27 protein-coding genes are annotated in these 22873 nt (G+C 70.1%); 14 read left to right on the top strand and 13 right to left on the bottom strand.

Annotated features, from left to right (window positions below):
- Positions 1-282: 282 nt before the first annotated feature.
- Positions 283-765 carry a hypothetical protein gene (locus AB0J76_RS00380; RefSeq protein ID WP_352322325.1) on the bottom strand — a complete coding sequence of 161 codons (483 nt, stop codon included), beginning with the start codon at positions 763-765 and terminating at the stop codon, positions 283-285.
- 54 nt (positions 766-819) lie between these two features.
- Here AB0J76_RS00380 and AB0J76_RS00375 point away from each other — a divergent pair, with 54 nt between their 5' ends.
- A complete protein-coding gene (locus AB0J76_RS00375; protein ID WP_352322323.1) occupies positions 820-1116 on the top strand; it encodes a hypothetical protein in 297 nt (98 codons plus the stop codon).
- 268 nt (positions 1117-1384) lie between these two features.
- On the opposite strand, the gene AB0J76_RS00370 is transcribed toward AB0J76_RS00375, so the two are convergent.
- The 6 genes from AB0J76_RS00370 to AB0J76_RS00345 all read right to left on the bottom strand — a co-directional run bounded on the left by AB0J76_RS00370 (position 1385) and on the right by AB0J76_RS00345 (position 6041).
- Positions 1385-1978, bottom strand: coding sequence for a hypothetical protein (locus AB0J76_RS00370; protein ID WP_352322321.1), 594 nt, complete (start codon positions 1976-1978; stop codon positions 1385-1387).
- Between the two features lie 126 nt (positions 1979-2104).
- Positions 2105-2677, bottom strand: a complete 573-nt coding sequence (locus AB0J76_RS00365) for a DUF6461 domain-containing protein (RefSeq protein WP_352322319.1) — start codon at positions 2675-2677, stop codon at positions 2105-2107.
- A 231-nt stretch (positions 2678-2908) separates the two neighbouring features.
- Positions 2909-3727, bottom strand: a complete 819-nt coding sequence (locus AB0J76_RS00360) for a hypothetical protein (RefSeq protein WP_352322317.1) — start codon at positions 3725-3727, stop codon at positions 2909-2911.
- Between the two features lie 143 nt (positions 3728-3870).
- The gene (locus AB0J76_RS00355) at positions 3871-4425 is read right to left on the bottom strand and encodes a class I SAM-dependent methyltransferase (RefSeq protein WP_352322315.1); all 555 of its coding nucleotides are present in this window, start codon (positions 4423-4425) and stop codon (positions 3871-3873) included.
- A gap of 41 nt (positions 4426-4466) precedes the next feature.
- Positions 4467-5237 (bottom strand): arylamine N-acetyltransferase, encoded by a 771-nt coding sequence (locus AB0J76_RS00350; RefSeq protein ID WP_352322314.1) that lies wholly within the window; start codon positions 5235-5237, stop codon positions 4467-4469.
- 54 nt (positions 5238-5291) lie between these two features.
- Entirely contained in the window at positions 5292-6041 is a 750-nt protein-coding gene (locus AB0J76_RS00345) for a class I SAM-dependent methyltransferase (RefSeq protein ID WP_352322312.1), read from the bottom strand.
- Between the two features lie 71 nt (positions 6042-6112).
- On the opposite strand from AB0J76_RS00345, the gene AB0J76_RS00340 reads away from it, so the two are divergent.
- On the top strand, positions 6113-6682 hold the full coding sequence (locus AB0J76_RS00340; protein ID WP_352322310.1) for a CGNR zinc finger domain-containing protein: 570 nt from the start codon (positions 6113-6115) through the stop codon (positions 6680-6682).
- Positions 6683-6688: 6 nt separating this feature from the next.
- Here the strand turns inward: AB0J76_RS00340 and AB0J76_RS00335 are convergent, their stop codons facing one another.
- Both AB0J76_RS00335 and AB0J76_RS00330 read right to left on the bottom strand, forming a co-directional pair.
- Positions 6689-7630 carry a D-2-hydroxyacid dehydrogenase family protein gene (locus tag AB0J76_RS00335; RefSeq protein ID WP_352322308.1) on the bottom strand — a complete coding sequence of 314 codons (942 nt, stop codon included), beginning with the start codon at positions 7628-7630 and terminating at the stop codon, positions 6689-6691.
- Between the two features lie 313 nt (positions 7631-7943).
- Positions 7944-8336, bottom strand: coding sequence for a hypothetical protein (locus tag AB0J76_RS00330; RefSeq protein WP_352322306.1), 393 nt, complete (start codon positions 8334-8336; stop codon positions 7944-7946).
- 271 nt (positions 8337-8607) lie between these two features.
- Between AB0J76_RS00330 and AB0J76_RS00325 the strand changes: the two genes are divergently transcribed.
- From AB0J76_RS00325 to AB0J76_RS00290, 8 genes are all read left to right on the top strand, one after another.
- Positions 8608-10461, top strand: coding sequence for a glycosyltransferase family 2 protein (locus AB0J76_RS00325; protein WP_352322304.1), 1854 nt, complete (start codon positions 8608-8610; stop codon positions 10459-10461).
- 74 nt (positions 10462-10535) lie between these two features.
- Positions 10536-11543, top strand: coding sequence for an energy-coupling factor ABC transporter permease (locus AB0J76_RS00320; RefSeq protein WP_352322302.1), 1008 nt, complete (start codon positions 10536-10538; stop codon positions 11541-11543).
- 23 nt (positions 11544-11566) lie between these two features.
- Entirely contained in the window at positions 11567-12322 is a 756-nt protein-coding gene (gene cbiQ, locus AB0J76_RS00315; protein WP_352322300.1) for a cobalt ECF transporter T component CbiQ, read from the top strand.
- Entirely contained in the window at positions 12316-13053 is a 738-nt protein-coding gene (locus tag AB0J76_RS00310; protein WP_352322298.1) for an ABC transporter ATP-binding protein, read from the top strand. Before cbiQ ends, AB0J76_RS00310 begins: the two co-directional genes overlap by 7 nt.
- Before the next feature lie 173 nt (positions 13054-13226).
- Positions 13227-13565, top strand: coding sequence for an STAS domain-containing protein (locus AB0J76_RS00305; RefSeq protein WP_101785558.1), 339 nt, complete (start codon positions 13227-13229; stop codon positions 13563-13565).
- Between the two features lie 48 nt (positions 13566-13613).
- Positions 13614-14387: an SDR family NAD(P)-dependent oxidoreductase gene (locus AB0J76_RS00300; RefSeq protein ID WP_352322296.1), complete on the top strand. Its 774-nt coding sequence runs from the start codon at positions 13614-13616 to the stop codon at positions 14385-14387.
- Positions 14388-14393: 6 nt separating this feature from the next.
- Positions 14394-15158 carry a crotonase/enoyl-CoA hydratase family protein gene (locus AB0J76_RS00295; RefSeq protein WP_352322294.1) on the top strand — a complete coding sequence of 255 codons (765 nt, stop codon included), beginning with the start codon at positions 14394-14396 and terminating at the stop codon, positions 15156-15158.
- A gap of 111 nt (positions 15159-15269) precedes the next feature.
- Positions 15270-15890 carry a rhomboid family intramembrane serine protease gene (locus AB0J76_RS00290; protein ID WP_352322292.1) on the top strand — a complete coding sequence of 207 codons (621 nt, stop codon included), beginning with the start codon at positions 15270-15272 and terminating at the stop codon, positions 15888-15890.
- Between the two features lie 3 nt (positions 15891-15893).
- Here AB0J76_RS00290 and AB0J76_RS00285 read toward each other — a convergent pair whose 3' ends face one another.
- A complete protein-coding gene (locus AB0J76_RS00285) occupies positions 15894-16472 on the bottom strand; it encodes a TIGR00645 family protein (RefSeq protein ID WP_352322290.1) in 579 nt (192 codons plus the stop codon).
- Positions 16473-16509: 37 nt separating this feature from the next.
- Here AB0J76_RS00285 and AB0J76_RS00280 point away from each other — a divergent pair, with 37 nt between their 5' ends.
- Complete coding sequence (locus AB0J76_RS00280; RefSeq protein WP_352322288.1) at positions 16510-16881, top strand: BlaI/MecI/CopY family transcriptional regulator; 372 nt, start codon at positions 16510-16512, stop codon at positions 16879-16881.
- 7 nt (positions 16882-16888) lie between these two features.
- Here the strand turns inward: AB0J76_RS00280 and serC are convergent, their stop codons facing one another.
- Together serC and AB0J76_RS00270 are read right to left on the bottom strand one after the other, a co-directional pair.
- Positions 16889-17998, bottom strand: coding sequence for a phosphoserine transaminase (gene serC / locus AB0J76_RS00275; protein WP_352322287.1), 1110 nt, complete (start codon positions 17996-17998; stop codon positions 16889-16891).
- A 113-nt stretch (positions 17999-18111) separates the two neighbouring features.
- Positions 18112-19218, bottom strand: a complete 1107-nt coding sequence (locus AB0J76_RS00270) for a citrate synthase 2 (RefSeq protein ID WP_352322285.1) — start codon at positions 19216-19218, stop codon at positions 18112-18114.
- Positions 19219-19420: 202 nt separating this feature from the next.
- On the opposite strand from AB0J76_RS00270, the gene pdxH reads away from it, so the two are divergent.
- Both pdxH and AB0J76_RS00260 read left to right on the top strand, forming a co-directional pair.
- The gene (pdxH, locus tag AB0J76_RS00265) at positions 19421-20098 is read left to right on the top strand and encodes a pyridoxamine 5'-phosphate oxidase (RefSeq protein WP_352322283.1); all 678 of its coding nucleotides are present in this window, start codon (positions 19421-19423) and stop codon (positions 20096-20098) included.
- 10 nt (positions 20099-20108) lie between these two features.
- Positions 20109-21395 (top strand): MFS transporter, encoded by a 1287-nt coding sequence (locus tag AB0J76_RS00260; RefSeq protein ID WP_352322281.1) that lies wholly within the window; start codon positions 20109-20111, stop codon positions 21393-21395.
- On the opposite strand, the gene AB0J76_RS00255 is transcribed toward AB0J76_RS00260, so the two are convergent.
- Complete coding sequence (locus AB0J76_RS00255; protein ID WP_352322279.1) at positions 21341-21964, bottom strand: UdgX family uracil-DNA binding protein; 624 nt, start codon at positions 21962-21964, stop codon at positions 21341-21343. The two genes, AB0J76_RS00260 and AB0J76_RS00255, sit on opposite strands and share 55 nt — an antisense overlap.
- Before the next feature lie 102 nt (positions 21965-22066).
- Here AB0J76_RS00255 and AB0J76_RS00250 point away from each other — a divergent pair, with 102 nt between their 5' ends.
- A complete protein-coding gene (locus AB0J76_RS00250) occupies positions 22067-22771 on the top strand; it encodes a metal-dependent transcriptional regulator (RefSeq protein WP_352322278.1) in 705 nt (234 codons plus the stop codon).
- Positions 22772-22873: the final 102 nt, after the last annotated feature.

Here is a 22873-nt window from a genome sequence, read left to right as displayed (position 1 = left end):
TCGAAGGCGCGGTTGAGGGTTTGTGGCTTGATGGGTGTGCCGTCTCGTGGTGAACACCAGGTCTGAGTCCTTCCACTTGTCGCCGGCCTGTTCACGGGCCCGGTCTTGCAGCTCGTGACGCAGCTTCACGGCCGAGACGCACAGGCCCAGGAGCGGGAGCGTGTTGCCATGGCACCGCCTGCGGCGGACTGGACGACCGTGGCGTTCGGGGGCGATGCGATTGCGGGAGCTCTGGTCAGGTCCCGCAGACGGGACCGGATCTCGGCGCTGATGCGGGGAGGTCTACGCGAACGGGGCCAGGTACGGGCGGTCCTTGATCGAGGCGTGAAGGCGGCGCAGCCACGGTGGCCGAACCGCCGCCAGCCGCTCCAGCGTGTTGCAGAACACGCGGCCATCGGGATGGAACAGCCTGTGCGGCAGCAGCGCGGGCGGGTCGTCGCGGCGGACGGCGGCAGGCATCCCGCACGCCGCGGGCATGAGCCGCCGATCGTCGTTGAAGGCCAGGTACGTCCACACGTCCGCAGCGAGCGGCACCACCGCGCCCGCGTCACACGGCCATGCCTCACCGGTCTGCGGGTGCTTCGGCACCAGGGCCATGTCAGTGATCGGCGTGGACAGGCCGGGGCCGGCCAGGACGAGGTGTCGTTCCGGCGGCCCGGGAGGGAGCAGGCTGTCGATCGTCCGGCGAAACGTCTCCGCGACGAGCCCCTCAGGGACGGACACCCGCCTGCCGCCCGAAACCGCCACCAGGTGTGCCAGGGCCACCGCGATTGCGGCCTCCCACTGGGGGCTCCAAAACCAAGCGGATCAACGGGCGGCGTGCTCGGCAGTTCCGTCCAGTCCATCACCCGCTGGACGGGGCCGGCGACGGCGACGGGGCGCACGGCGTCCGGTTCCAGCCACACCACCTGCCAGAACCCGCAGTCGTCGACGCGGGTCGCCACCGGGCAGCCGCACCTGGCGCAGGCCAGGTTGGGACCGTACTGGCCGTCCCAGCCGCAACAGCAGCCGCCCAACCGGTCCGGGATGAAGACGGTTCCGCGGACGTCGCCCGGCGCGATCCCGATCCTGTCCGGAGGGCCCGTGATGTGGTACGTCAGTTGCCGGACGCCGTGATCTTCCGGTTCGGGCATCAAGGGAGCCCATGGTCGGCCATGTCCAGGGTCCACCACGTATGTTCCCGGCTCCAGAAGACCGGGGAGCAGGTCATGGCCGTACTTCTGGCCGGAGTGGCCGGGGAGCGCCACCCGCGCGACCCGCGCGGTCAGCACGGCGCCGCACGACGTACAGGAGAAGAGGACCAAACAGTCTCCCTTGCCGTTTGCGAGGCGATCATGGTGGCACAACATCCGGCCTTGGGGGAGCCGGCCGAGGGTGAGAAGGCTCAAGTGATCGCGAAGTGCTGGTCGAGGGCTGCGACGAGCCGGTCGGCCGGCCCCGGGGTCGTGATCGTCGCCCATTGCCGGGCGAGGTCGAGGAACCCGGAGAAGTGCTGTTGGGCCGTGGTGAGCAGGCCGGCGAGCTGGTCGCGGGTGATCTCGATGGACGGGGGGTCATCGACGTGCTGCCGGAGCTGGATGACGTGTCCCACATGGGTGATGTGCGGCGTGGGGTCGTGTCCGAGCCAGGGTTCGCGCCCGCGGGCCACCTCCCACCAGTCCCGCCAGTTCTCCAGGCCGAAACAGCAACCGGGCGGGACGTCGACGTCGGTGGTGGTGTCGCGGAAGCGCAGACCGCCCGGAGCGATCAGGCCGCCCGTTTCGGCGAGGTGTTGTCGCAGCTGCGCCTCGGTCAACTCGGCGGCGTGCGTGATCGGGAGGCCGTTGTAGCTGAAGATCACGGCCATGGCCGTCCCGACGTCGGCGATGGACATCCGGCCGGAGAGAGCCAGAAGGCGGTCGTTCGACGGCTCGGTGATCGGCCAGGCCGTGAAGTCCACCGCGTCGTGGGTCTCCAGGACGACTTCGATGATGACCATGGCCGGCAGTATCCAAAGGAATCGGGTGTCCGTGCAGCCGCCGTAGAGGTGGGCGGCGAGGATCTCCTCGGGGGATGTGCTCGAAGAGCCGTCTGGAGGCCTCGACGCGTGTCGGGCTTGCCGACGTCAGGGCTTGGTCGCGGGTGGGATGACGCCCCATCTGAACGTGGAGCTCTTCAGCAGGTGCTCCGTCGCCCTGATGCCGGTCAGGTGCTCGACGAGCAGGAAGGACGGGCCTCTGTAGAGCCGGGGACGCGACGGGTAGAGCCTGTCGATCTCCTCCATCGTGTCCACGAGTTCGGCGGGCGTCTCCGTCAGGAAGCCGTCGTCGCCGCCCCAGCCGAATCTGATCTCGCCGTCCTCGCACCAGTAGAAGTAGTCGAGGTCCTTGACGCCGAGTGCGGCCTGGGAGACGAGGCGGGTGCCCTTGGACAGCTCGATGATCAGGTCTTCGCCGGTGCCGAGCCAGTCGGGGTCGAAGATGAACGTCCAGTCGCCGATGGAGGCGACGCCGACAGGGTCTCCCGGGTTCGAGAAGTAGTCGGGGTCATCGGGGAAGGGGCCCGGTGTGAAGTCCTCCCAGCGGCCGCCGAGGCGCGCGACCACCTCTTCGGGTGTGGCGCGCACGTAGATGAAGCTGTAGCACTCCTCGGCGTATTCGCCGCAGAGCCAGGAGAGATCAAGGGGCTGCAAGGACATGCCGTCATGCTGGCAGGCGGCACCGACAGGAACAGCTCGCGTCGTCGGTAGGCGGCCGCCTGCGTGCGTCGTGCGGAAAAGTCCAGAGGTGGGTCAGCATCCCTGCTGGAGGACGGCGGCCGGATTCATGACCGTGTATCGCCTGCGGGCGGGGCTGCGGGCGGCAGCCCCGCCTGCCCGCCACCTCGGCCTGCGGGTGGGAGGCCGGTGGCGCCGGGCCCGGTGAAGGGGTCAGAAGGGGCCGGTCTGCGGGTAGCCGGCCTTGATGACGGCCCTGCGGGTCTTCGGGGTGAGCTTCTTCTCGCTGACGACCTTGCCGGCCACCGGCACGTTGATCTTCGCCTTGGCCCCCCAGCCGGAGTACTTGGTGTCGGTGTGGAAGGCCATCTGGCGGTAGGCGTCGCCGTCCGAGGAGGAGGTCGAATCGACGACCGCGCGGGTGAGCAGGTTGTTCTTGTCGAAGTACAGGTGGAACTCGACGCTGCCTTCGCCGGCCGACTTGTCGTGCCGGTAGGCGGCGAGGGTGGCGGTGCCCTGGTATTCGCCGGTGGCCACCTCGGAGGAGTTGTCCAGCATGAACTTCAGGTCCGCAGGGGTGACGCCCGTGTCGAGGATGGGGTTCTCGCGCTCGCTGGTCCGCGAGCCGATCCAGGAGCGTCCGGCGGGCAACGCCTTGGCGATGCCGGGGTTGGTCACGTAGGCGTTCCTGCCTTCGGCGACGACCCGGTAGGGAGGTTCGGCCCCCTGGCGGGACGACATGCGGACGCGCAGGTCGGCGGCCGCCACCTTGCCCTTGCCGAACGCCAGCGTGCCGTCGGTGCGGGTGTTCACCTGCACCTGCATGGCCTGGTCGTCGACGGAGAAATCAACGGTGATGCTGCTTAATTGGGCGATCTTCACGCTCTTGCCCGGTAGTAGTTGGGCTTTCAGGACTTTCACCGCGTCCGCCGGAGCGGCCTGCGCGGTTGCCGAGGATCCGGCCTGAGCGGGTACGGCTGCCGCGCACACGACCGCCGCCGTGGTGGCGAGGCCCGCGAAGAGGAGTTTCATCAGTGTCCTTCTTTTTTTGTGGATATAGCAGGGAAAAGAGTAAGAGAACGGTGTTGGACGTATGGGTGATATCTCGTAACAATCGTGTGCCGACGATTTCCGAGAAACCGGACGTTCGCCGGAAGCTCGAATATTGACCTCGATCAGGCGCGTCGCCAGGCCAGGAGGCCGTCGGGGGCGGCGGTCCGGACGTAACCCGCGCGCACGAGTTCGTCCCGGAGGGTCTCCCAGGCGGGACGGTAGGCGTGCCCGACGAGTTCCTCCTCGCTGAGCACCTCGTCGCCCTGCGCGATCCGGTAGAGGTAACGGCACGTGGCGCGTTCGCCGTCCGACTCGACGATCTCGGACGAGACCGTGTACGTGTGGCGGCCCACCCGGCGGGAGCCCAGTCGCCGCATGGGACGGGGCTTCGGCGGGCCGCCGTCGCGCCAGGTGAGGACGAGAAGGCCGCCGGGCTCCAGATGGTCGGCCAGGACGGGCCAGAGCCGCCCGCGGTAGCCGGGTTCCAGGGCGTACAACACGTTGATCATCACGATGGCCTCGACCGGCTCGTCGAGGTCGAGGCTCAGGGCGTCGCAGGGCAGCACGGTGACCCGTTCGAGCAGGTCAGGACGTTCGGCCAGGCGGGAGATCAGTACCGACCGCATCGTGGCCGAGGGTTCCAGCGCGAAGATCTCGGCGGACATCCACTCGGCCATGGTCGGCCACCGTAGTTCAGCCGACACGGATGTTGCCCGGGTCAGGCCCCCGCCGCCGGCGCCCGGTCGAGCGTCACGCCGAAGTGCTCCCGGTAGGCCGGAAGCAGCTCGTTCTCGTTCAGGATGCGTTCGGCGCGCTCGCCCTGTCGGGTGACGATCAGCTTGCGCCCGCTGATCGTGGTACGCCCCTCGGCCGTGCGGATCGAGCACACCGGCGACCTGGTGAAGTGCGAGTCCGGCGAGGTCGCCTGCCACCAGCAGGTCGGCACGAAGTCGGCCAGCTCGTACGGCCGCTCGGTGAGCCGGTAGGCGGGCTCGCCGTTGTGCGACACGTCCAGATCGCCGTGCTCCCCGGGGGCGGGCACGATCTGGAACATCCCCGCGCCGTCCTTCTGCTCGGCGCGCTCGTCGAGCCGCAGTGGTTCGTCGGCGAAGTCGCCGAAGCCGACGTCCACCAGCCACGGCTCGTCGAGGTCGACGCGGAGCGCGAGGTGGTCGAACAGCGGCCCCGGCCGGCCGCCGCCGAACACCCGCGCCGCGAGCAGGGTCACCCGGTAGCCGAGCGCGGTGAGCAGCGCGGCGAACAGGCCGTTCTGCTCGTAACAGAAGCCGCCGCGGCGGCGGGTGACGAGCTTGTCGAACAGGGCGTCGGGCGCGAGCGAGATCGGCTCGCCGAGGTGGATGCTCAGGTTCTCGAACGGCACCGCCCGCAGGTGCGCGAGCTGCAGGGCCCGCAGGCCGTGGACGTCCGGCGGCACCGGCCGGGACGCTCCGAATCTGTCCAGGTAGCGGGTGACTTGCGACTCGTCCATGACCTACAGGAAACCACGTCTCGCCTGCCCGCGCCCGCCGGATGGCGTCGCGGGTCAGCTTCGCACGGCGCACAGCAGGCGGTTGTTCCCGCGCTGCCACAACGTGCCGATCTCGCCGAACCCGGCCTTGGTCAGCGCGCTGACGTGCTGCTCGACCAGGTGGGACTCCGAGCCGTGATGGGATGCGCCGGCCGTGCTGCGCTCCTGGTTGAGGTCGGCGAAGGCGGGGTCGGCGGCGATGGCGTCCCACCAGGCGCGCCAGTCCTCGGGCCGGCGGTCGCCGAAGACGCGGTCGGTCTCCCGCTGGTGCACCGCGTGCTCCAGCCGGGCCAGGGTGGGGGAGGAGGAGTCCATGTGGTCGCCGTTGAGCAGGATGCCGCCGGGGCGCAGGACGCCGGCCAGCTCGGCGTACGTCTCCTGAAGCTCCTCGGGCGAGATCCAGTGCAGCGCGGTGGTGCTGACGGCGGCGTCGGCCGGACGGTCGAGGCCGAGCGCCTCGGTCCACCCGCCGGTGCGCAGGTCGGCCGAGACGAACCGCAGCCCCGGGTAGGCGGCCCGGCCGAGCCCCAGCAGCAGCGGGTCGGCGTCGACGGCGATCACGGTGGCCGAGGGCAGGCGTTCGAGCAGCCGGGCGGACAACGACCCCGGCCCGCACCCCAGGTCGATGACCACGGGATCCGGCCGGCCCAGCGCCTCGACCGCGTCGATCAGCGCGGTGAAGCGGGCCTCCCGGTCGGGCAGGTAGCCCTCCTGCTGACGGTCCCAGCGCTCGATCCATGCCAGCGCGGCTTCCTGAGTGAGCATCGGATCTCCCTGTAACTGTCGTCTAGGATTTGAGCAGTCACAACTTAGAACGCGAAGGTGTAACTGGTCAAGTGGATTACAACAGTCACACAGATGGGATCGTCCGGGTCGCCGTGGCGTTGGTCAACGCGCTGACCCCGGGCGAGCAGCGCGGGCGCGAGTTCGCCGTCCCCGACGACCTCACCGCGGCCGCCTCCGGCGCGCTGGGCAGCGTCTATCCCGGCCACCGCGGGATCGGCGCGGCCGACGCCGCCGAGCTGGCCGAGGTCGCGGCCCGGCTGCGCGTGGTGTTCCGCGCGGTGGCGGACGGCGACGTCGACACCGCCGCCATGGCCACGAACGCGCTGCTGGAGGAGAGCAGGGCCAGGCCGATGCTCGAACGCCACGACGGCGAGCCGTGGCACCTGCACTTCCACGGCCCTGGCGGCTCGGTGGCGGGCGACTGGGCGGCGAGCTGCTCGACCGGGCTCGCGATCGTGCTCGGCAGCGAGTTCAGCGACCGGCTCGGCGTCTGCACCGCCCCCCACTGCGACCGCGTCTACGTGGACGTCTCCCGCAATGGCACCCGCCGCTTCTGCTCCACGGCCTGCCAGAACCGCGTCAAGACCGCCGCCTTCCGGGCCAGGACGAAAGCGGAGTGAGCCGGGTCAGGCCAGGACGCGGATCGGCGCGCCGGCCAGGAACGCGTCGATGTCCTGCACGGCGTCGCGGAAGTAGGTCTCGTAGTTGCCGCCGGTGACGTACCCGAGATGGGGGGTGGCCAGCACGTTGGGCAGTTTGCGCAGCTCGTGCCCGGCGGGCAGCGGCTCAGTCTCGAACACGTCGAGCCCGGCCCCCGCGATCAGCCCCTCGCGCAGCGCCGACGCCAGGGCGGCCTGGTCGACGATGGCCGCCCGCGAGGTGTTGACCAGGTAGGCGCTGGGCCGCATCAACGCCAGCTCGCGCGCGCCGACCAGCCCGCGGCTGCGCTCGCTCAGCACGAGATGGACGGAGACGACGTCGGACTCGGCGAACAGCTCCTCCTTGGCGACCGCCCGCACGCCCAGCTCGCCGGCGCGCGCCGCGGTCAGGTTCTGGCTCCAGGCGACGACGTCCATGCCGAACGCCTGCCCGATGCGGGCCATCTGCGCCCCGATCTTGCCGAGGCCGAGCAGCCCGAGCGTGCCGCCGTGCAGGTCCATGCCGACGGTGCTCTGCCACGGGCCGTCGGAGCGCATCGCCGTGGCCTCGGGCACCAGGTGGCGGGCCAGGCCGAGGATGAGCGCCCAGGTCAGTTCGGCCGGCGGGGTGGAGGCGCTGCCGGTGCCGCACACGGTGACCCCGCGGGCGCGGGCGGCGTCGAGGTCGACGGAGGCGTTGCGCATGCCCGTGGTGATCAGCAGGCGCAGCCGGGGCAACCGCTCGAACAGCTCCGCCCCGAACGGCGTGCGCTCCCGCATGACGACCACGATCTCGAAGTCGGCCAGGGCCGCCACCAGCTCGTCCTGGCTGGTGAAGTGGGCCCGGAAGCTCGTGGCCCGGACCCGCGACCAGTCGGCCAGCCCGAGGGCCACGCCCTGGTAGTCGTCGAGGACGGCGCAGCGCAGCATGATCCGTGATCCTACGCCGCGGCCCCCTGCTCCAGCTCCCCGGCGGGGCCGGGGAGCTGGAGCCCGTTCATTCGGCGGCTAGCCTTTCCGCCTCTTCGTGCAGCGCCGCGACCAGGATCAGCTCCAGGTTGAGCTCCTCCAGGTCCGGCGATGCCAGACCGTCAAGGACGCGCATGGTGGGCCTCCCTGAACAAAAGACGTCTCAGATGTCACATAGGTTCACATCTATCTGAAACGTTCTCAGGGGAGGCGCGGGCCGGAGGGAGGGGGAGTCATTCCATCGAGGGTTCCGGGAATTGTCCCGGACAAATCATCAGGCAACTCCCGACAGGCCAGAATCACGGTTCAACTCGATGTCCATCTGCATCGCCAGAATCTCCTGCCGCTCCTGGTTGATTCTACGGCAGATCGTGACATATGCGGTCAGCACCTTGGAGTAGGAAGCCCGAGCCTCCTCCAGCTGGCCGCGCAGACGTTCGATGCGGTCGGGGTCGGCGAACTCCTCGGCCTCGGCCTCGGCCAGCAGCGTGCGGGCCTCGTCGACGATCTCCTCGGCCCGCATCCGCGTACGTCGCAGCATCGCCGAGCACTGGAAGAGCTCCGTCAGGCGCGCCGATGAACGAGCGAACTCGGCCTTGCCCATGCCCGTGCCGCCCGCCCGATGCCAGCGAAGATTCGATGCCATTACCGCCACCTCCCCGGTCAAGGTTGCCTAACTGTAGACGTGTGTACCCCGCCGGAGGATGACCTGAGACGCCCACGGAGTACGTCCTTGATCCCGGCGGAGAGTTTTCTTCCTCTGGCAGGTCGAGGATTTTCCCCTGAAACTCATTCGGTCCCTGGTGAATGCGCTGATTAGAGCCATCTGGGGGGTCTATCTGAGGAATGCAACGAATCGCCAAGGTCGGCAAATAGGTGACTCCAAGACGGCCGATCGGCCCCCGCGGCGACGAGCGTTCGTCACATACTGAAACGACATGGCGGCGCAACGTGACTCCGAGGTGACGGCAGTGATGGCGATGGCGGCGGGCAACAACGACGAGACGGTCGACGTCAGCGTCGTCATCCCGGTGCACAACTGCCGTCCCTATCTGGACAGGTGCCTCACCTCGGCGCTCGTGCAGCGGGTGAAGAAGGAGATCATCGTCGTCGACGACGGCTCCACCGACGGCGGCGCCGAGCTCCTCGACCTCTACGCCACCTACCACCAGTCCAGCGTCAAGGTCGTGCACATCGAGGGGTCGGGCGGCGCCGGCCGGCCGCGCAACGTCGGCCTCGCCCACGCCACCGGCCGGTACGTCTTCTTCTGCGACGCCGACGACCACCTCGGCCCCGAGGCGCTGGAACGCATGGTCGCCATGGCCGACAGGAACGGCTCCGACATCGTGCTCGGCAAGATCGTGGGCCACGGCAGGCGGGCCCCCGCCTCGATGTTCCAGCAGAACGCCGAGCGCCTGACCCTCGCCGACAGCAACGTCTACAACAGCCTGAGCTGCTTCAAGCTGTTCAGGCGCGAGATGGTCGAGCGCCACGGCATCCGCTTCGCCGAGGACATGCTGGTCGGCGAGGACATCATGTTCACCGTGCACGCCTACTGCCACGCCGGCGTGATCTCGGTGGTCGCCGACTACGACTGTTACCACCTGGTCTCCAGGTCCGACGGCAGCAGCATCATGCAGCAGGCGGGCAGCCGCGACCCGATCGCCTGGCTGACCATGATCCGGCGGCCCATCCGGCTCATGGCCCGGCATGTCGAGCCCGGCCCGCTGCGCGACCACCTGCTGCGCCGGCACTTCAGGCTCGACGCCTTCAGTCAGCTCGGCACGGTGTTCCTGGAGAGCGACGACGTGCGCCGCAAGGAGATCGCCCAGGAGGTCGCGGCGCTGTGCGACGAGTGGTTCACCCCCGGCGTGCACGACCGCCTCAACACCATCGACAAGCAGCGCGTGGCCGCGCTCGGCGACGTCGACCGCCTGGTCCGGCTGGCCCGCATCGAGAGCGCCACCGTGCGGCGGCGGCTGACCGGGCTGCGCTGGGAGGGGGACTGCCTGGTGGTGAGCGGCACGGCCGGGCTGGACGGCATCAGCCAGGACGACGGCGTGGCCCTGGTGCTGCGGGCCCGCAACGACCCGCACGGCGAGCTCGTCGTCCCGGCCGAGCGGCAGGGCGCGGAGTTCACTGCCCGGGTGGAGGCCGCCGCGCTCGCCTCCGGCGTCTGGGACCTGCGGGTGGCGGTCGAGCTGGAGGGAGTGGTGCGCCACGGCCGGCTGGGCGCCGACCGGGACAACGGCGTCACCCGGCCGCAGCCCCGCCTGATTGGCGGCGTGGTAACCCTGCCGTACTTCACCAGGGACAACGGCAATCTGAGCATCGACGTCGGCGGCCATGTCGTCGCCGTGCCCGGCACCGTCCGGCTGGAGCGGACCAGGTGGGGGCTGGGCCACCGGCTCGTGGTGCACGGCGAGGTCAGCGTGGCCGGGCAGGTCCCGGAGTGCGCGGCGATCAGGCAGATCGTCTGGCGCGAACGGCGTACCGGCCGCGAGCGCGCCGAGCGGGTGACGGCGCTGCCCGGCGGCGGGTTCGCGGCCAGGCCGGCGGTGGGCCGGCTCCCGCCCGGCACCTGGGACGCCTACCTGGAGCTCGACCTCGGCGGACCGCCCGCGCTGTTCAGGATCGAGACCGACGCCGACACGGTCGCCGGCCCGCGCAGGTGGCGGGGCGCGGCGTTGCTGCGCAGCGTGCGGCCGTACGCGACCTCGGGGAAGGGGCGGCTGAGCACAGTTGTGCGCCGGCTGACGCCGCGAACGATCCTCAGGAAGCTCCTTCAGTAATTGCCACCTATGTGCAGGTGCAAGACGATGCTCTAAAGTGAGGAGGATTTGTTCGTCCTTCTGGAGGCGTTGCCGTGCACGTACCCGATGGCTTCTTCAACGCAGCTACATCCGTCTCCGCCGGAGCGGTGGCGGCCGCCGGGGTAGCGGTCTGCCTGCGGGGCGCCCGCCGTGAGCTGGACGACCGGACCGCGCCCATGGCGGGGCTCGTGGCGGCCTTCATCTTCGCGGTCCAGATGCTGAACTTCCCCGTCGCGGCAGGCACCAGCGGCCACCTGCTGGGCGGCGCGCTGGCGGCGATACTCGTGGGGCCCTACACAGGCGTGCTCTGCATGGCCGTGGTGCTGCTCGTGCAGGCCGTGTTCTTCGCCGACGGCGGGCTGACCGCGCTGGGCGTCAACATCACCATCATGGGCATCGTCACCGTGCTGGTCGGGTGGGGCGTCTTCCGGCTGGTCACCGCGATGGCCAGGGGCCGCGGCGGGGTGACGCTCGGGGCGTTCCTCGGGGCACTGATCTCGGTGCCGGCCTCGGCGCTGGTGTTCTCCCTGCTGTTCTGGATCGGCGGCACCGCGCCCATCGAGGTGTCGGCCGTGGCCGCGGCCATGGGCGGCGTGCACGTGCTGATCGGCATCGGCGAGGCGCTGATCACCGCCACCACCGTCGCCGCCGTGCTGGCCGTACGGCCCGACCTGGTGTACGGCGCCCGCGGGCTGGCCAGGCCGCTGGTGCTCAAGGGGGCCGAAGGCGCCACCACGACCGTGGGCGAGCAGGCGCCGGCGGCCCGGCCGGGCGCGCTCAAGCCGTTCCTGCTGGGCGGGCTCGGGCTGACCCTGGTGCTGGCCGGCGTGGTGTCCTTCTTCGCCGCCTCCGACCCCGACGGGCTGGAGGCCGTGGCCGAGAACAAGGGCTTCAGCGGCCAGGCGGCCGACCACGCGTTCGGGTCGTGGGCGCTGGCCGACTACGGTGAGGTGGGCGGCATCCCGGTCGGCGTGGCCGGGATCGTCGGCGTCGGGCTCGTGCTGCTCATCGCCGGGGCCGTGGCGTTCGCCGCGCGCAGCCGTACGAACGTGAGTGTCTGATCTGTGAGAGACGGTGAGTGACGGTGGGCGCGGGGCATCGGCACGATCTCTACCTGCCGGCCGACTCCCTCGTCCACCGGCTGCCGCCGCAGTGCAAGCTGCTGGCCGTCTTCGCCTTCGCCGTCGTCGTGGTGGCCACGCCGCGGGAGCGCTTCTGGGCGTTCGCGGTCTACGCGGCGCTGCTCGGGGGCGTCGCGCTGGCCGCGCGGGTGCCGGTCGGGCACGTGCTGCGGCGGATGGTGATCGAGCTGCCGTTCGTGTTGTTCGCGTTCCTGATCCCGGTGATCGGGATGGGCGAGCGCACGACGGTGCTCGGGGTCTCGCTGAGCGTGCCGGGGTTGTGGGCGGCCTGGAACATCCTGGTCAAGGCCACGCTCGGGGTGATCGCCTCGATCCTGCTGGCGGCCACCACCGAGCCGCGGGTCATCCTGGTCGGGGCGCAGCGGCTGCGGCTGCCGAGCCTGCTGGTGCAGATCGCCATGTTCATGCTCAGGTACATGGACGTGATCCTGGAGGAGATGCGGCGGATGCGGGTGGCCCGCGAGTCGCGCGGGTTCGAGGCGCGCAACTTCCGGCAGATCCCGGTGATCGCGCGTTCGGCCGGGGCGCTGTTCATCCGTTCGTACGAGCGGGGCGAGCGGGTGCATCTGGCGATGCTGAGTCGCGGCTACGCTGGACGGATGCCGATAATTCAAGATATTTCGGCATCCATCGGGCAGTGGGCGGCGGCGCTCGCCCTGCCCGTCGTGGCACTCGCGGTTCTGGGGCTCTCATGGTGAACTCTCTGGAGGTCAGTGACCTGGCCTACGCCTACCCCGACGGCACTCAGGCGCTGTTCGGCGTGAACCTGGCGATCGGCCGCGGTGAGCGGGTGGCGCTGCTCGGCCCCAACGGCGCCGGCAAGACGACCCTCGTCATGCACCTCAACGGCATCCTCACCGCCGGGCACGGCAGCGTGGCCGTGGGCGGCGTCCCGGTGCGCAAGGACACGCTCAAGGAGATCAGGCAGCGCGTCGGCCTGGTCTTCCAGGACCCCGACGACCAGCTCTTCATGCCCACGGTCCGGGACGACGTCGCCTTCGGCCCGGCCAACGCCGGTCTCAAGGGCGCCGAGCTCGACCGGGTGGTCCACGACGCGCTCGACCGGGTCGGCATGCTGGAGGCCGCCGACCGGCCGCCGCACCACCTGTCGTTCGGGCAGCGGCGCCGGGTGGCGGTGGCCACGGTGCTGGCGATGCGGCCGGAGATCCTGGTGCTCGACGAGCCCTCCTCCAACCTCGACCCGGCCGCGCGCAGGGAGCTGGCCGAGATCCTGCGTTCGCTGGACGTGACGGTGCTCATGGTCACCCACGACCTGCCGTACGCGCTGGAGTTGTGCGAGCGCTCGCTGATCCTGTCGGGAGGCGTGATCGCCGCCGACGGGCCCACGCGCGAGCTGCTGGCCGACGCCGAGCTGCTGGCCGGGCACCGCCTGGAGCTCCCGTACGGCTTCGCCGTCCCGGCCGGGTGAGGCAACCTGGTCCCCAGGTCGCGGGACGGACGGCCGGACGGGTAAGAACCCTCAGCGCCGCGTCTAGCGCATGATTAGTCCGGTCTAGTCCTTCTGTATCCGGCTCTTCGTAGTTTGTGCATGCCCGCTATCCGGGGATGTCGAAGTACAGTGGCTCATCGAGGAGGGGCCAAATGAAGCTGCGGCTTGCGCGACACGCCCTGGGTGACGCCGTGGTGGTGGCTGTTGAGGGAGAGCTCGACCTGTTCACCGCACCGTTCCTCCGCGACGAGGTCCGCGACGCCATCAAGCAGGACAGCGCCAGGCTCGTGCTCGACCTGCAGCAGCTGTCGTTCATGGACTCCAGCGGTCTTTCCGTGCTGATCGAGGCCTGGCGGCTGGCCACGGGAGAGGGCGGCGGGGTGTCGCTCGCCGCGCCCCAGGCGCCCGTGGCGCGCATCCTGCGGACCACGGGGCTCGACCGGCGGATCAAGGTGTACTCCGACGTCGACAGCGCCGTGGGGGAGATTTAACCCGCCCCGAGTAGAACTTCATTCGGTTGGCGCGTTAAGGTCCGGGATATGGACGTCAACGGATCTGCAGCAATCATCTCCGGCGGTGCCAGCGGCCTCGGTGAGGCGACGGCCCGCGAGCTCGCCCGCGCGGGCGCCACCGTGGTCATCGCCGACCTCAACGAGGAGCGCGGCAAGGCCGTCGCCGACGAGCTCGGCGGCGTCTTCGTCAGGACGGACGTGTCGGACGACGATCAGGTGCAGGCGGCCGTCGACGCGGCCGTGGCCACGGGCAAGCCGCTGCGCGTCGTGGTCAACAGCGCGGGCATCGGCTGGGCCGAGCGCACGGTCAACCGCGAGGGCAAGCCGCACAACCCGGCCACGTACCGCAAGGTGATCGAGGTCAACCTGATCGGCACCTTCAACCTCATGCGCATCGCCGCGGCCGCCATCGCCGCCACCGAGCCGGTCGACGCCGACGGCCAGCGCGGCGTGGTCATCAACACGGCCTCCGTCGCCGCCCTGGAGGGCCAGACGGGCCAGCTCGCCTACTCCGCCTCCAAGGGCGGCATCGTGGGCATGACGGTCCCCGCCGCGCGCGACCTGGCGGCCATCGGCGTACGCGTGAACACGATCTGCCCCGGCATCATCGACACCCCCATCTACGGCTTCTCCGGCAACGCCGAGGAGTTCAAGGCCAAGCTCGTGGCCCCCGTGGTCTTCCCCAAGCGCATGGGCCGGGCCGACGAGTTCGCCCACCTGGTGCACTCGCTCGTCCAGAACGACTACATGAACGCCGAGGTCGTGCGCTTCGACGGCGGCATCCGCTTCCAGCCCAAGTGAGGTCCCGTGTCTGACGAAGTGCTCGTCGAGGAGTCCGGCAACGTCGCGGTCATCACCATCAACCGGCCGAAGGCGCGTAACGCGATCAACGGCGCGGTGGCCCGGGGGATCGCCGAGGCGCTGGACACCTTCGACGCCCGCGCCGAGATCTCGGCGTACGTGCTGACCGGCGCCGGGGGCACGTTCTGCGCGGGCATGGACCTCAAGGGGTTCCTGTCCGGGGACTTCCCCGTGGTCGAGGGGCGCGGCTTCGGCGGCATCGCCGAGGCGCCGCCCAAGAAGCCGCTGGTGGCCGCGGTCGAGGGGTACGCGCTGGCGGGCGGCTTCGAGCTGGCCCTGTCCTGCGACGTCATCGTGGCCTCGGCGGAGTCCACGTTCGGGCTGCCCGAGCCGAAGCGCGGGCTGGTGGCGGGCGCGGGCGGGATCATGCGGCTGCCGCGGCGGATCCCGTACCACGTGGCCATGGAGATCGCCCTGACCGGCGACCACTACCCCGCCTCCCGCCTGTACGAGCTGGGCCTGGTCAACCGAATCACCGAGCCGGGGGCCGCCCTGGAGGGCGCGCTGGAGCTGGCCCGCAAGATCGCCGCCAACGCTCCCCTGGCGCTCGCGGCGACCAAGAAGGTGATCATCGAGTCCCAGGACTGGCCCCTGGAGGAGATGTTCAAGAAGCAGGGCGCGATCATCAACCCGGTGTTCGGCTCCAAGGACGCCATGGAGGGCGCGGCGGCCTTCGCCGAGAAGCGCGCCCCCCAGTGGAAGGGCGAGTAGCCCTCACCCGTACGCCGGCCCCTTCCGCACCTCCGGAAGGGGCCGCGTCAACACGCGTGCGTGACCTTTCCTGCGTACGGTAAAGGGAGGAGACGACCACCAGGAGAGCGCATGAGCGACCATTCGGGTTCGAGGTTCGAGTCGGCCAGGCGCGGCGCCGGCACCTTCCTGTCGAACGCGATCAAGGCGATCGTCATCCTCGGGTCCATGCTCGCCGTGATGTGGGTCCTGGAGGGCGTCGACTACGTGATGGACGGCGCGCTCGACTCCTACGGCATCGCGGGCTGGGACGCCGACGGCCTGGTGGGCATCCTGTTCGCGCCGTTCCTGCACGGCGGCTTCGGCCACCTGATGGCCAACTCACTGCCGCTGCTGGTGCTGGGCTTCCTGGCGGCGGTGCGCGACATCCGCAAGTTCCTGTGGGCCACGTTGCTGATCGTGCTGATCGGCGGCCTCGGCACGTGGGTGTCCAGCCCCGACGTGATCACGATCGGGGCGAGCGGCCTGATCTTCGGCTACTTCGGCTTCGTGCTGGCCCGGGGCCTGTTCGACCGCCGTCTGGTGGACATCCTGATCGGCATCGGCGTGGGCGTGGCCTACTACTCGATCCTGTGGGGCCTGCTCCCCAACCAGCAGGGCATCTCGTGGCAGGGCCACCTGTTCGGGCTCCTGGGCGGCGTGGTGGCCGCCTGGGTGCTGCGCCGCAGGAAAGAGCTGCCGGCCCGCTTCTGAGCCCTACAGGTGCGGCTTGGTGTGCTCGGCCGGTGAGCTGGAGAGCATGCGGTCGATGAGCGCCAGGCCGATCGCCGAGGCCACGAACGCCAGATGGATGATCGTCTGCCACATGATCTTGTCGTTGGGCACGTCACGCGCTCGGATGAACGTCTGCAGCAGGTGCACCGACGAGATGCCCACGATGGCCGTGGCCAGCTTGACCTTCAGCACGTTGGCGTTGACGTGGGAGAGCCACTCCGGCTCGTCGGGATGGTCGTTGAGGTTGATGCGCGAGACGAACGTCTCGTAGCCGCCGATGATCACCATGATCAGCAGGTTGGAGATCATCACGACGTCGATCAGCGCCAGGACCGTCAGCATGACGACGACCTCGGCCGACGTGCCGTCGCCGGTCGCCGGGTGCAGGAAGACGCTGCTCAGCAGGTGCCACAGCTCGGTCATGAACTGCCAGACGTACACCGCCTGGGCCACGATGAGGCCCACGTAGAGCGGGACCTGCAGCCAGCGGCTGGCGAACATGAGGTAGCCGAGGCCGCGGGGCAGCGCTCGCCCCTGGCCGATCGGGGGCTGTTCGGGCAAGAATGTTTCCTACTGATCGAGCCGGAGGACTGGTGAGTTGGCGAACCTGGGATCCCTGGAACGCGCGATCATGAACGTGCTGTGGGATGCCGGCAGGGCCATGCGGGTGCGGGAGCTCCTGGGCAGCCTCAACGAGGACCGCGACCTGGCGTACACGACCGTGCAGACCGTCGCCGAGCGGCTGGTGCGCAAGGGCCTGCTGGTGCGCACGCCCGCGCGCAACGCCTTCCGCTACGCCGCCGCCTGCTCGAGGGCCGAGCACGTCAGCCGCCTGATGCTGGAGGCCCTCGCCGTCAGCACCGACAGGCTGCCGGTGCTGACGAGGTTCGCGCAGAGCGTCGAGGAGGCGGACGCCCTGGCGCTCCTGGACGAGCTGACCCGCCGCACGGGCCGGCGGGCGATGGGCTAGAGCTGGGCTAGAGGCGCTCGACCACGTGGTCGACGCAGACCGTGAGAGCCTCGACGTCGGACGGCTCGATGGCCGGGAACATCGCGATGCGGAGCTGGTTGCGGCCCAGCTTGCGGTAGGGCTCGGTGTCGACGATGCCGTTGGCGCGCAGCACCTTGGCCACCTCGGCGGCGTCGACGTCGTCGTTGAAGTCGATCGTGCCGACCACCTGCGAGCGGAACTGCGGGGCGGCGAACGGCGTGGCGTAGGACGACTTCTCGGCCCAGGTGTACAGGCGCTGGCTGGACTCGGCGGTGCGGGCGGTGGTCCAGGCCAGGCCGCCGTTGCCGTTCATCCAGTCGAGCTGGTCGGCCAGCAGGAACAGCGTGGCCACCGCGGGCGTGTTGTAGGTCTGGTCCTTGCCGGAGTTGTCGATCGCGATCGGCAGGCTGAAGAACTCGGGGACGTACCGGCCGGAGGCGGCGATCTCCTCGACCCTGGCCAGGGCGCGCGGCGACATGATCGCGATCCACAGGCCGCCGTCGGAGGCGAAGCTCTTCTGCGGGGCGAAGTAGTAGACGTCGGTCTCGGCGATGTCGACCGGCAGGCCGCCCGCGCCGGAGGTGGCGTCGACCAGCACCAGCGAGTCGTCGCCGCCCACGCGGGAGATCGGCATGGCGACGCCGGTCGAGGTCTCGTTGTGGGTGAGCGCGTAGACGTCGACGCCGTCCTCGGCCACCGCGGTGGGGTGGGTGCCGACGTCGGACTTGATCACGCTCGGGTCGGCCAGCCAGGGCGCCTTCTTGGCGACGGCGGCGAACTTCGAGGAGAACTCGCCGAACGACAGGTGCTGGGACTTCTCCCTGATCAGCCCGAAGGCCGCGATGTCCCAGAACGCGGTGGTGCCGCCGTTGCCCAGCACGACCTGGTAGCCCTCGGGCAGCGAGAACAGGTCGGCGAGCCCGGAGCGCACGCGGCCGACCAGGTTCTTGACCGGCTTCTGGCGGTGGGAGGTGCCCATGAGGCTCGCGCCGGAGGCGGCGAGCGCGGCCAGTTGCTCGGTGCGAACCTTCGAGGGCCCGCAGCCGAAGCGGCCGTCGGCGGGCTTGATGTCAGCGGGAATCACGATGTCAGCCACGTGCCAAGCCTACTGAGGCCGTCCGGGTGACGTCGCACGGGTCCGCCGAATGAGACGCGGAACGGCCCGCCCCTTGAGCGGGCGGGCCGTTCATGACACGGGTGAAAAACGTGTCAGATCGTGCCGACGACCTCGGAGGCGCCGGGCACGTCGCTCAGCGGGCGCGAAGCCGGGCCGATGTAGTTGGCGCTCGGGCGCACCAGCCGGCCGGTGAGCTTCTGCTCCAGGATGTGCGCGGCCCAGCCGGCCGTGCGGGCGCAGGTGAACATCGAGGTGAACATGTGCGAGGGCACCTCGGCGAAGTCCAGCACCACGGCCGCCCAGTACTCGACGTTCGTGGCGAGCACCCGGTCGGGCTTGCGGGCGTGCAGCTCCTCCAGGGCGGCCTGCTCCAGCGCCGCCGCGACCTCGTAGCGGGGCGCGTCGAGCTCCTTGGCGGTGCGGCGCAGCACGCGGGCGCGCGGGTCCTCCGCGCGGTAGACGCGGTGGCCGAAGCCCATGAGCCGGTTGCCCTTGTCGAGCTCGCTCTGGACGTACTTCTTGGCGTCGCCCAGCTGCTCCACGCCTTCGATCATGTGGAGCACGCGGGCGGGGGCGCCGCCGTGCAGCGGGCCTGACATCGCGCCCACGGCGCCGGAGAGCGCCGCGGCCACGTCGGCGCCGGTGGAGGCGATGACGCGGGCGGTGAACGTGGACGCGTTCATGCCGTGCTCGGCGGCCGAGGTCCAGTAGGCGTCGATGGCCTTGACGTGCTTGGGATCAGGCTCACCGCGCCAGCGGATCATGAAGCGTTCGACGATGGTCTTCGCCTCGTCGACCCGGCTCTGCGGCACCATCGGCAGGCCGAGGCCGCGCGCGGACTGCGCGACGAAGGAGAGCGCCATCACGGAGGCGCGCGCGAGCTGGTCGCGGGCCTCCTCGTCACTGATGTCGAGCAGGGGCTTGAAGCCATAGGCCGGAGCCAGCATGGCCAGCGCACTCTGCACGTCTACGCGGATGTCACCGGAGTGGACAGGGATGGGGTACGGCTCCGCCGGGGGCAGGCCCGGCTGGAACTTGTTGTCGACCAGCAGGCCCCAAACGTGCCCGAACGGGACACGGCCGACCAGCTCCTCGATGTCGACGCCCCGGTATCGAAGGGCGCCCCCTTCTTTGTCCGGTTCCGCGATCTCGGTCTCGAAAGCTACGACGCCTTCGAGGCCGGGTTTGAAGTCGGACATGCTCGGCCGCCTCCCTTTCTTGCCATGTAACGGCAATGCCTTGATGTCGAGATACCGGCGGGTCAATTTAACCCCCTCCCAGGTCATGGTCGGTCTCGGGACCCGCCGAAACGCCAAACCCGCTGGTAGGGAGCCTGCTGTGGGCACGTGTCCCGCGACCTGCGTCAGGCCGCCGAACGCGCCCTAGCGTGGGATCTGCCACATGAGCGCGCAAGAATACCGTCTCGTGGATGCCACCCCGCGCCCGCCCCTGCTGGCGGCGCTACGCCGAACGTACGAGGGCGAGCCGTTGCTCGAGACCGACCTCGCGTCCGACCCCGTCGCGCAGTTCACCGTCTGGTTTCAGGACGCGCTCGACGCCGGCCTGCCCGAACCCAACGCCATGGTCCTGGCCACCGCCTCCGCGGGCGGCCGGCCGAGCGCCAGGACGGTCCTGCTCAAGGGCTACGACGAGAACGGCTTCGTCTTCTACACCAACTACGAGTCCCGCAAAGGCCGCGACCTGGCCGAGAACGGACGCGCCTCGCTGCTGTTCCCCTGGCACGCCATCCGCCGCCAGATCCGCATCGAGGGCACCGTCGCCCGCATCTCCCACCAGGAGTCGGCCGACTACTACAACTCCCGCCCGTACGGCTCCCGCATCGGGGCCTGGGCCTCGCGGCAGTCGGCGGTCGTGCGCTCGCGCGAGGAGCTCGACGAGCGCTACGAGGAGCTGGCCGCCCGCTGGCCGGAGGATCCGCCGGTGCCCGACTTCTGGGGCGGCTTCCGGGTGACCCCGACCGAGGTGGAGTTCTGGCAGGGACAGCTCGACCGGATGCACGACAGGCTGCGCTACCGGCGTACCCGACCCGGTTGGGCTTTGGAGAGACTTGCACCATAAATTGCCTTAGGTGGCATTCGGGGAACTGGTCAAACGTCATCTTGTGGACACAAGGCCGCTGGCCGTGCCCGCGTACCGGCGGATCTGGTCCGGCCAGGCCGTCTCGAACGTGGGCGTCGCCGTCACCGTCGTGGCGGTCGGCCAGCAGGTCTACGACCTGACCCACTCCTCGCTGTGGGTGGGCCTGCTCGGTATGGCCAACCTCGTCCCGCTGCTGGTCTTCGGGCTGTGGGGCGGGGCCGTGGCCGACGCCTTCGACCGGCGCAGGCTGCTCGTCATCGGCTCGCTCATCACCTGGGCGGCCACCCTGGTCATCCTGGCGCAGGCCCTGCTCGGGCTGGGCAACGTCTACCTGATCTTCGCGGCGACGGCGGTCAACGCGACCGGGTTCGCGATCACCGGCCCGACCAGGGGCTCGGTGATCCCGCGCATCCTCGACCCCGAGCTGGTCCCGGCCGCCAACGCGCTCAACTCGCTGGTCTACAGCCTCGGCGCGGTCGTCGGCCCGATGCTCGGCGGCGTGCTGCTGGCCACCGGCGGCGACCACCCGAACTACGCCGCCGCCTACGCGGTGGACGCCCTGCTGTTCAGCGGCGGCCTCTACGCGGCCCTCAGGCTGCCCGCCCTGCCCCCGCTGGGCGAGGTGACACGTCCGGGGGCCCGGGCGGTCTGGGAGGGGCTCAGCTTCATCGCCAGGAGCCCGGTGCTGCTCATGTCCTTCGTCGTGGACATCATCGCGATGGTGTTCGCCATGCCGCGCGCCCTCTACCCCGAACTCGCCGCCGATCGGTTCGGCGGCTCGATGACCGCGCTCGGCTGGGTGACCTCCGCCATGGCGATCGGCTCGGTCGCCGGCGCGCTGTTCTCCGGCTGGGTGGGCCGGATCTCGCGGCAGGGCGTCGCGCTCGTGCTGGCCATCGCCACGTGGGGGCTCGCCGTCGCCGCCGCGGGGCTGGTGCGCGAGTTGTGGCTGGTCGTGGCGTTCATGGCGGTCGGCGGCGTGGCCGACGTCATCTCGTCGGTGTGGCGGCAGTCGATCCTGCAGCTCTACGCCCCCGACGAGATGCGCGGGCGGATGCAGGGCGTGTTCATGGTGGTCGTGGCGGGCGGCCCGCGCCTCGGCGACCTGCGCGCCGGGGCGACCGCGACCGCCTTCGGGCTCACCGGCGCCTGGGCGGGCGGGGGACTGGCGTGCGCGGTCACCGTGCTCGTCGTCGGCCTGTCGGTGGCCGGGTTCCGCAATTACCGCTCCGACACCCGCGCCGCGGCCTTGAGGTCGGAGACGAAGCCCGCGTAGGCCGCGTCCCGGTCGGGCGCGCGCAGCACCGCCGAGGGGTGGATCGTGGCCACCGCGAGCGCGTCGCCGAGCGGCACCGGCTCGCCTCTGTGCTCGGTCAGCCGGAACGTCTTCCCCAGCAGCGACCTGGCCGCCGTCGCGCCGAGCACCACGACCACGTCGGGACGCACCAGTTCCAGCTCCGCGCCGAGCCACGGCCGGCACGCCTCGATCTCGGCGACCGTCGGCTTCTGATGAATCCTTCTCTTCCCCCTGGGAGTGAAGGAGAAATGTTTGACGGCGTTCGTCAGATAAACCGCGTCCCGTTCGATTCCGGCTTCCTCCAGGCCCCGGTCCAGCACGCGCCCCGAAGGCCCCACGAACGGATGCCCCTCGCGGTCCTCGCGATCTCCCGGCTGCTCGCCCACCAGCATGAAACGGGCCTGCTCGGGGCCCTCGCCGAACACCGTCTGGGTGGCCTTCGCGTACAGGTCGCAGCCCTCGCAGCGGGCGGCCGCCGTCCGCAGGGAGCCGAGGTCGCGCCGGGCGGGAAGGAACTCGGCCGCTCCGTTGTTGCCGTCCTTAACCATCGTCGGTCGTTCTCCCAATAGGGTTCCTGAAGACTTCTGTGCCCGTAGCGGACGGGCTCAGTCCCCGCCACGACCGGCGTAGCATTTCAGTTGGGAGGAGCCTTGACCGCACACGGCCTGATCGACACGACGGAGATGTATCTCCGCACGATTTACGAGCTCGAAGAGGAGGGCATCGTCCCCCTTCGCGCCCGCATCGCGGAGCGCCTCCAGCAGAGCGGCCCCACCGTGAGCCAGACCGTCGCCCGCATGGAGCGCGACGGCCTCGTCCGCGTCGAGGGCGACCGGCACCTGTCGATGACCGACCTGGGCCGCACGCTGGCCACCCGCGTGATGCGCAAGCACCGCCTGGCCGAATGCCTGCTCACCCAGGTCATCGGCCTTCCCTGGGAAGAGGTGCACATCGAGGCGTGCCGGTGGGAGCACGTCATGTCCGAGTCGGTCGAGGCGCGGCTGGTGACGCTGCTCGACAACCCCACGGTCTGCCCGCACGGAAACCCCATCCCGGGGCTGGCCGAGTTGGGGGCGCAGGAGGTGACCGAGGGCGCGGCCAACGTCCTGACCTCGATGTCCGAGGCCGCCGGGCCGCGTGACATTCCGGTCGTGGTGCGCCGGATCAGCGAACAAGTGCAAAGCGATCCTGCTGTGATGCTTAAACTCAAGCAAGTTGGGATACAACCCGGACGCGAGGTGACGCTCGCGGCGAGCGACGACGGTGTGCGGGTGACAGGTGACGGTGACGCGAACGACACTCCCGCGGAGCTTCCGCGTGACGTTGCCGCGCACGTTTTTGTCTCCAAGCGCTGACGCGCGCGCAGCCACTTGGTTGAATCCCTCTCGGGAGGCCCTCCACTCTCCCCTGGCCAAGACAGTTGCAGGAGCACCCGTGGTCCGCTGTGCGCACAAGCC

The sequence above is a fragment of the Nonomuraea sp. NPDC049624 genome, assembly GCF_040675255.1.
Classification (GTDB): domain Bacteria; phylum Actinomycetota; class Actinomycetes; order Streptosporangiales; family Streptosporangiaceae; genus Nonomuraea.
This window is presented reverse-complemented; position numbering and strand designations above follow the sequence as displayed.

What these genes read in the sequence shown, in the direction of transcription:
- AB0J76_RS00370 (WP_352322321.1), bottom strand. Translation starts at nt 1,978, where the DNA reads ATGGTCATCATCGAAGTCGTCCTGGAGACCCACGACGCGGTGGACTTC.
- AB0J76_RS00365 (WP_352322319.1), bottom strand. Translation starts at nt 2,677, where the DNA reads ATGTCCTTGCAGCCCCTTGATCTCTCCTGGCTCTGCGGCGAATACGCC.
- AB0J76_RS00360 (WP_352322317.1), bottom strand. Translation starts at nt 3,727, where the DNA reads ATGAAACTCCTCTTCGCGGGCCTCGCCACCACGGCGGCGGTCGTGTGC.
- AB0J76_RS00355 (WP_352322315.1), bottom strand. Translation starts at nt 4,425, where the DNA reads ATGGCCGAGTGGATGTCCGCCGAGATCTTCGCGCTGGAACCCTCGGCC.
- AB0J76_RS00350 (WP_352322314.1), bottom strand. Translation starts at nt 5,237, where the DNA reads ATGGACGAGTCGCAAGTCACCCGCTACCTGGACAGATTCGGAGCGTCC.
- AB0J76_RS00345 (WP_352322312.1), bottom strand. Translation starts at nt 6,041, where the DNA reads ATGCTCACTCAGGAAGCCGCGCTGGCATGGATCGAGCGCTGGGACCGT.
- AB0J76_RS00335 (WP_352322308.1), bottom strand. Translation starts at nt 7,630, where the DNA reads ATGCTGCGCTGCGCCGTCCTCGACGACTACCAGGGCGTGGCCCTCGGG.
- AB0J76_RS00325 (WP_352322304.1), top strand. Translation starts at nt 8,608, where the DNA reads ATGGCGGCGCAACGTGACTCCGAGGTGACGGCAGTGATGGCGATGGCG.
- AB0J76_RS00310 (WP_352322298.1), top strand. Translation starts at nt 12,316, where the DNA reads ATGGTGAACTCTCTGGAGGTCAGTGACCTGGCCTACGCCTACCCCGAC.
- AB0J76_RS00305 (WP_101785558.1), top strand. Translation starts at nt 13,227, where the DNA reads ATGAAGCTGCGGCTTGCGCGACACGCCCTGGGTGACGCCGTGGTGGTG.
- AB0J76_RS00300 (WP_352322296.1), top strand. Translation starts at nt 13,614, where the DNA reads ATGGACGTCAACGGATCTGCAGCAATCATCTCCGGCGGTGCCAGCGGC.
- AB0J76_RS00290 (WP_352322292.1), top strand. Translation starts at nt 15,270, where the DNA reads ATGAGCGACCATTCGGGTTCGAGGTTCGAGTCGGCCAGGCGCGGCGCC.
- AB0J76_RS00270 (WP_352322285.1), bottom strand. Translation starts at nt 19,218, where the DNA reads ATGTCCGACTTCAAACCCGGCCTCGAAGGCGTCGTAGCTTTCGAGACC.
- pdxH (WP_352322283.1), top strand. Translation starts at nt 19,421, where the DNA reads ATGAGCGCGCAAGAATACCGTCTCGTGGATGCCACCCCGCGCCCGCCC.
- AB0J76_RS00255 (WP_352322279.1), bottom strand. Translation starts at nt 21,964, where the DNA reads ATGGTTAAGGACGGCAACAACGGAGCGGCCGAGTTCCTTCCCGCCCGG.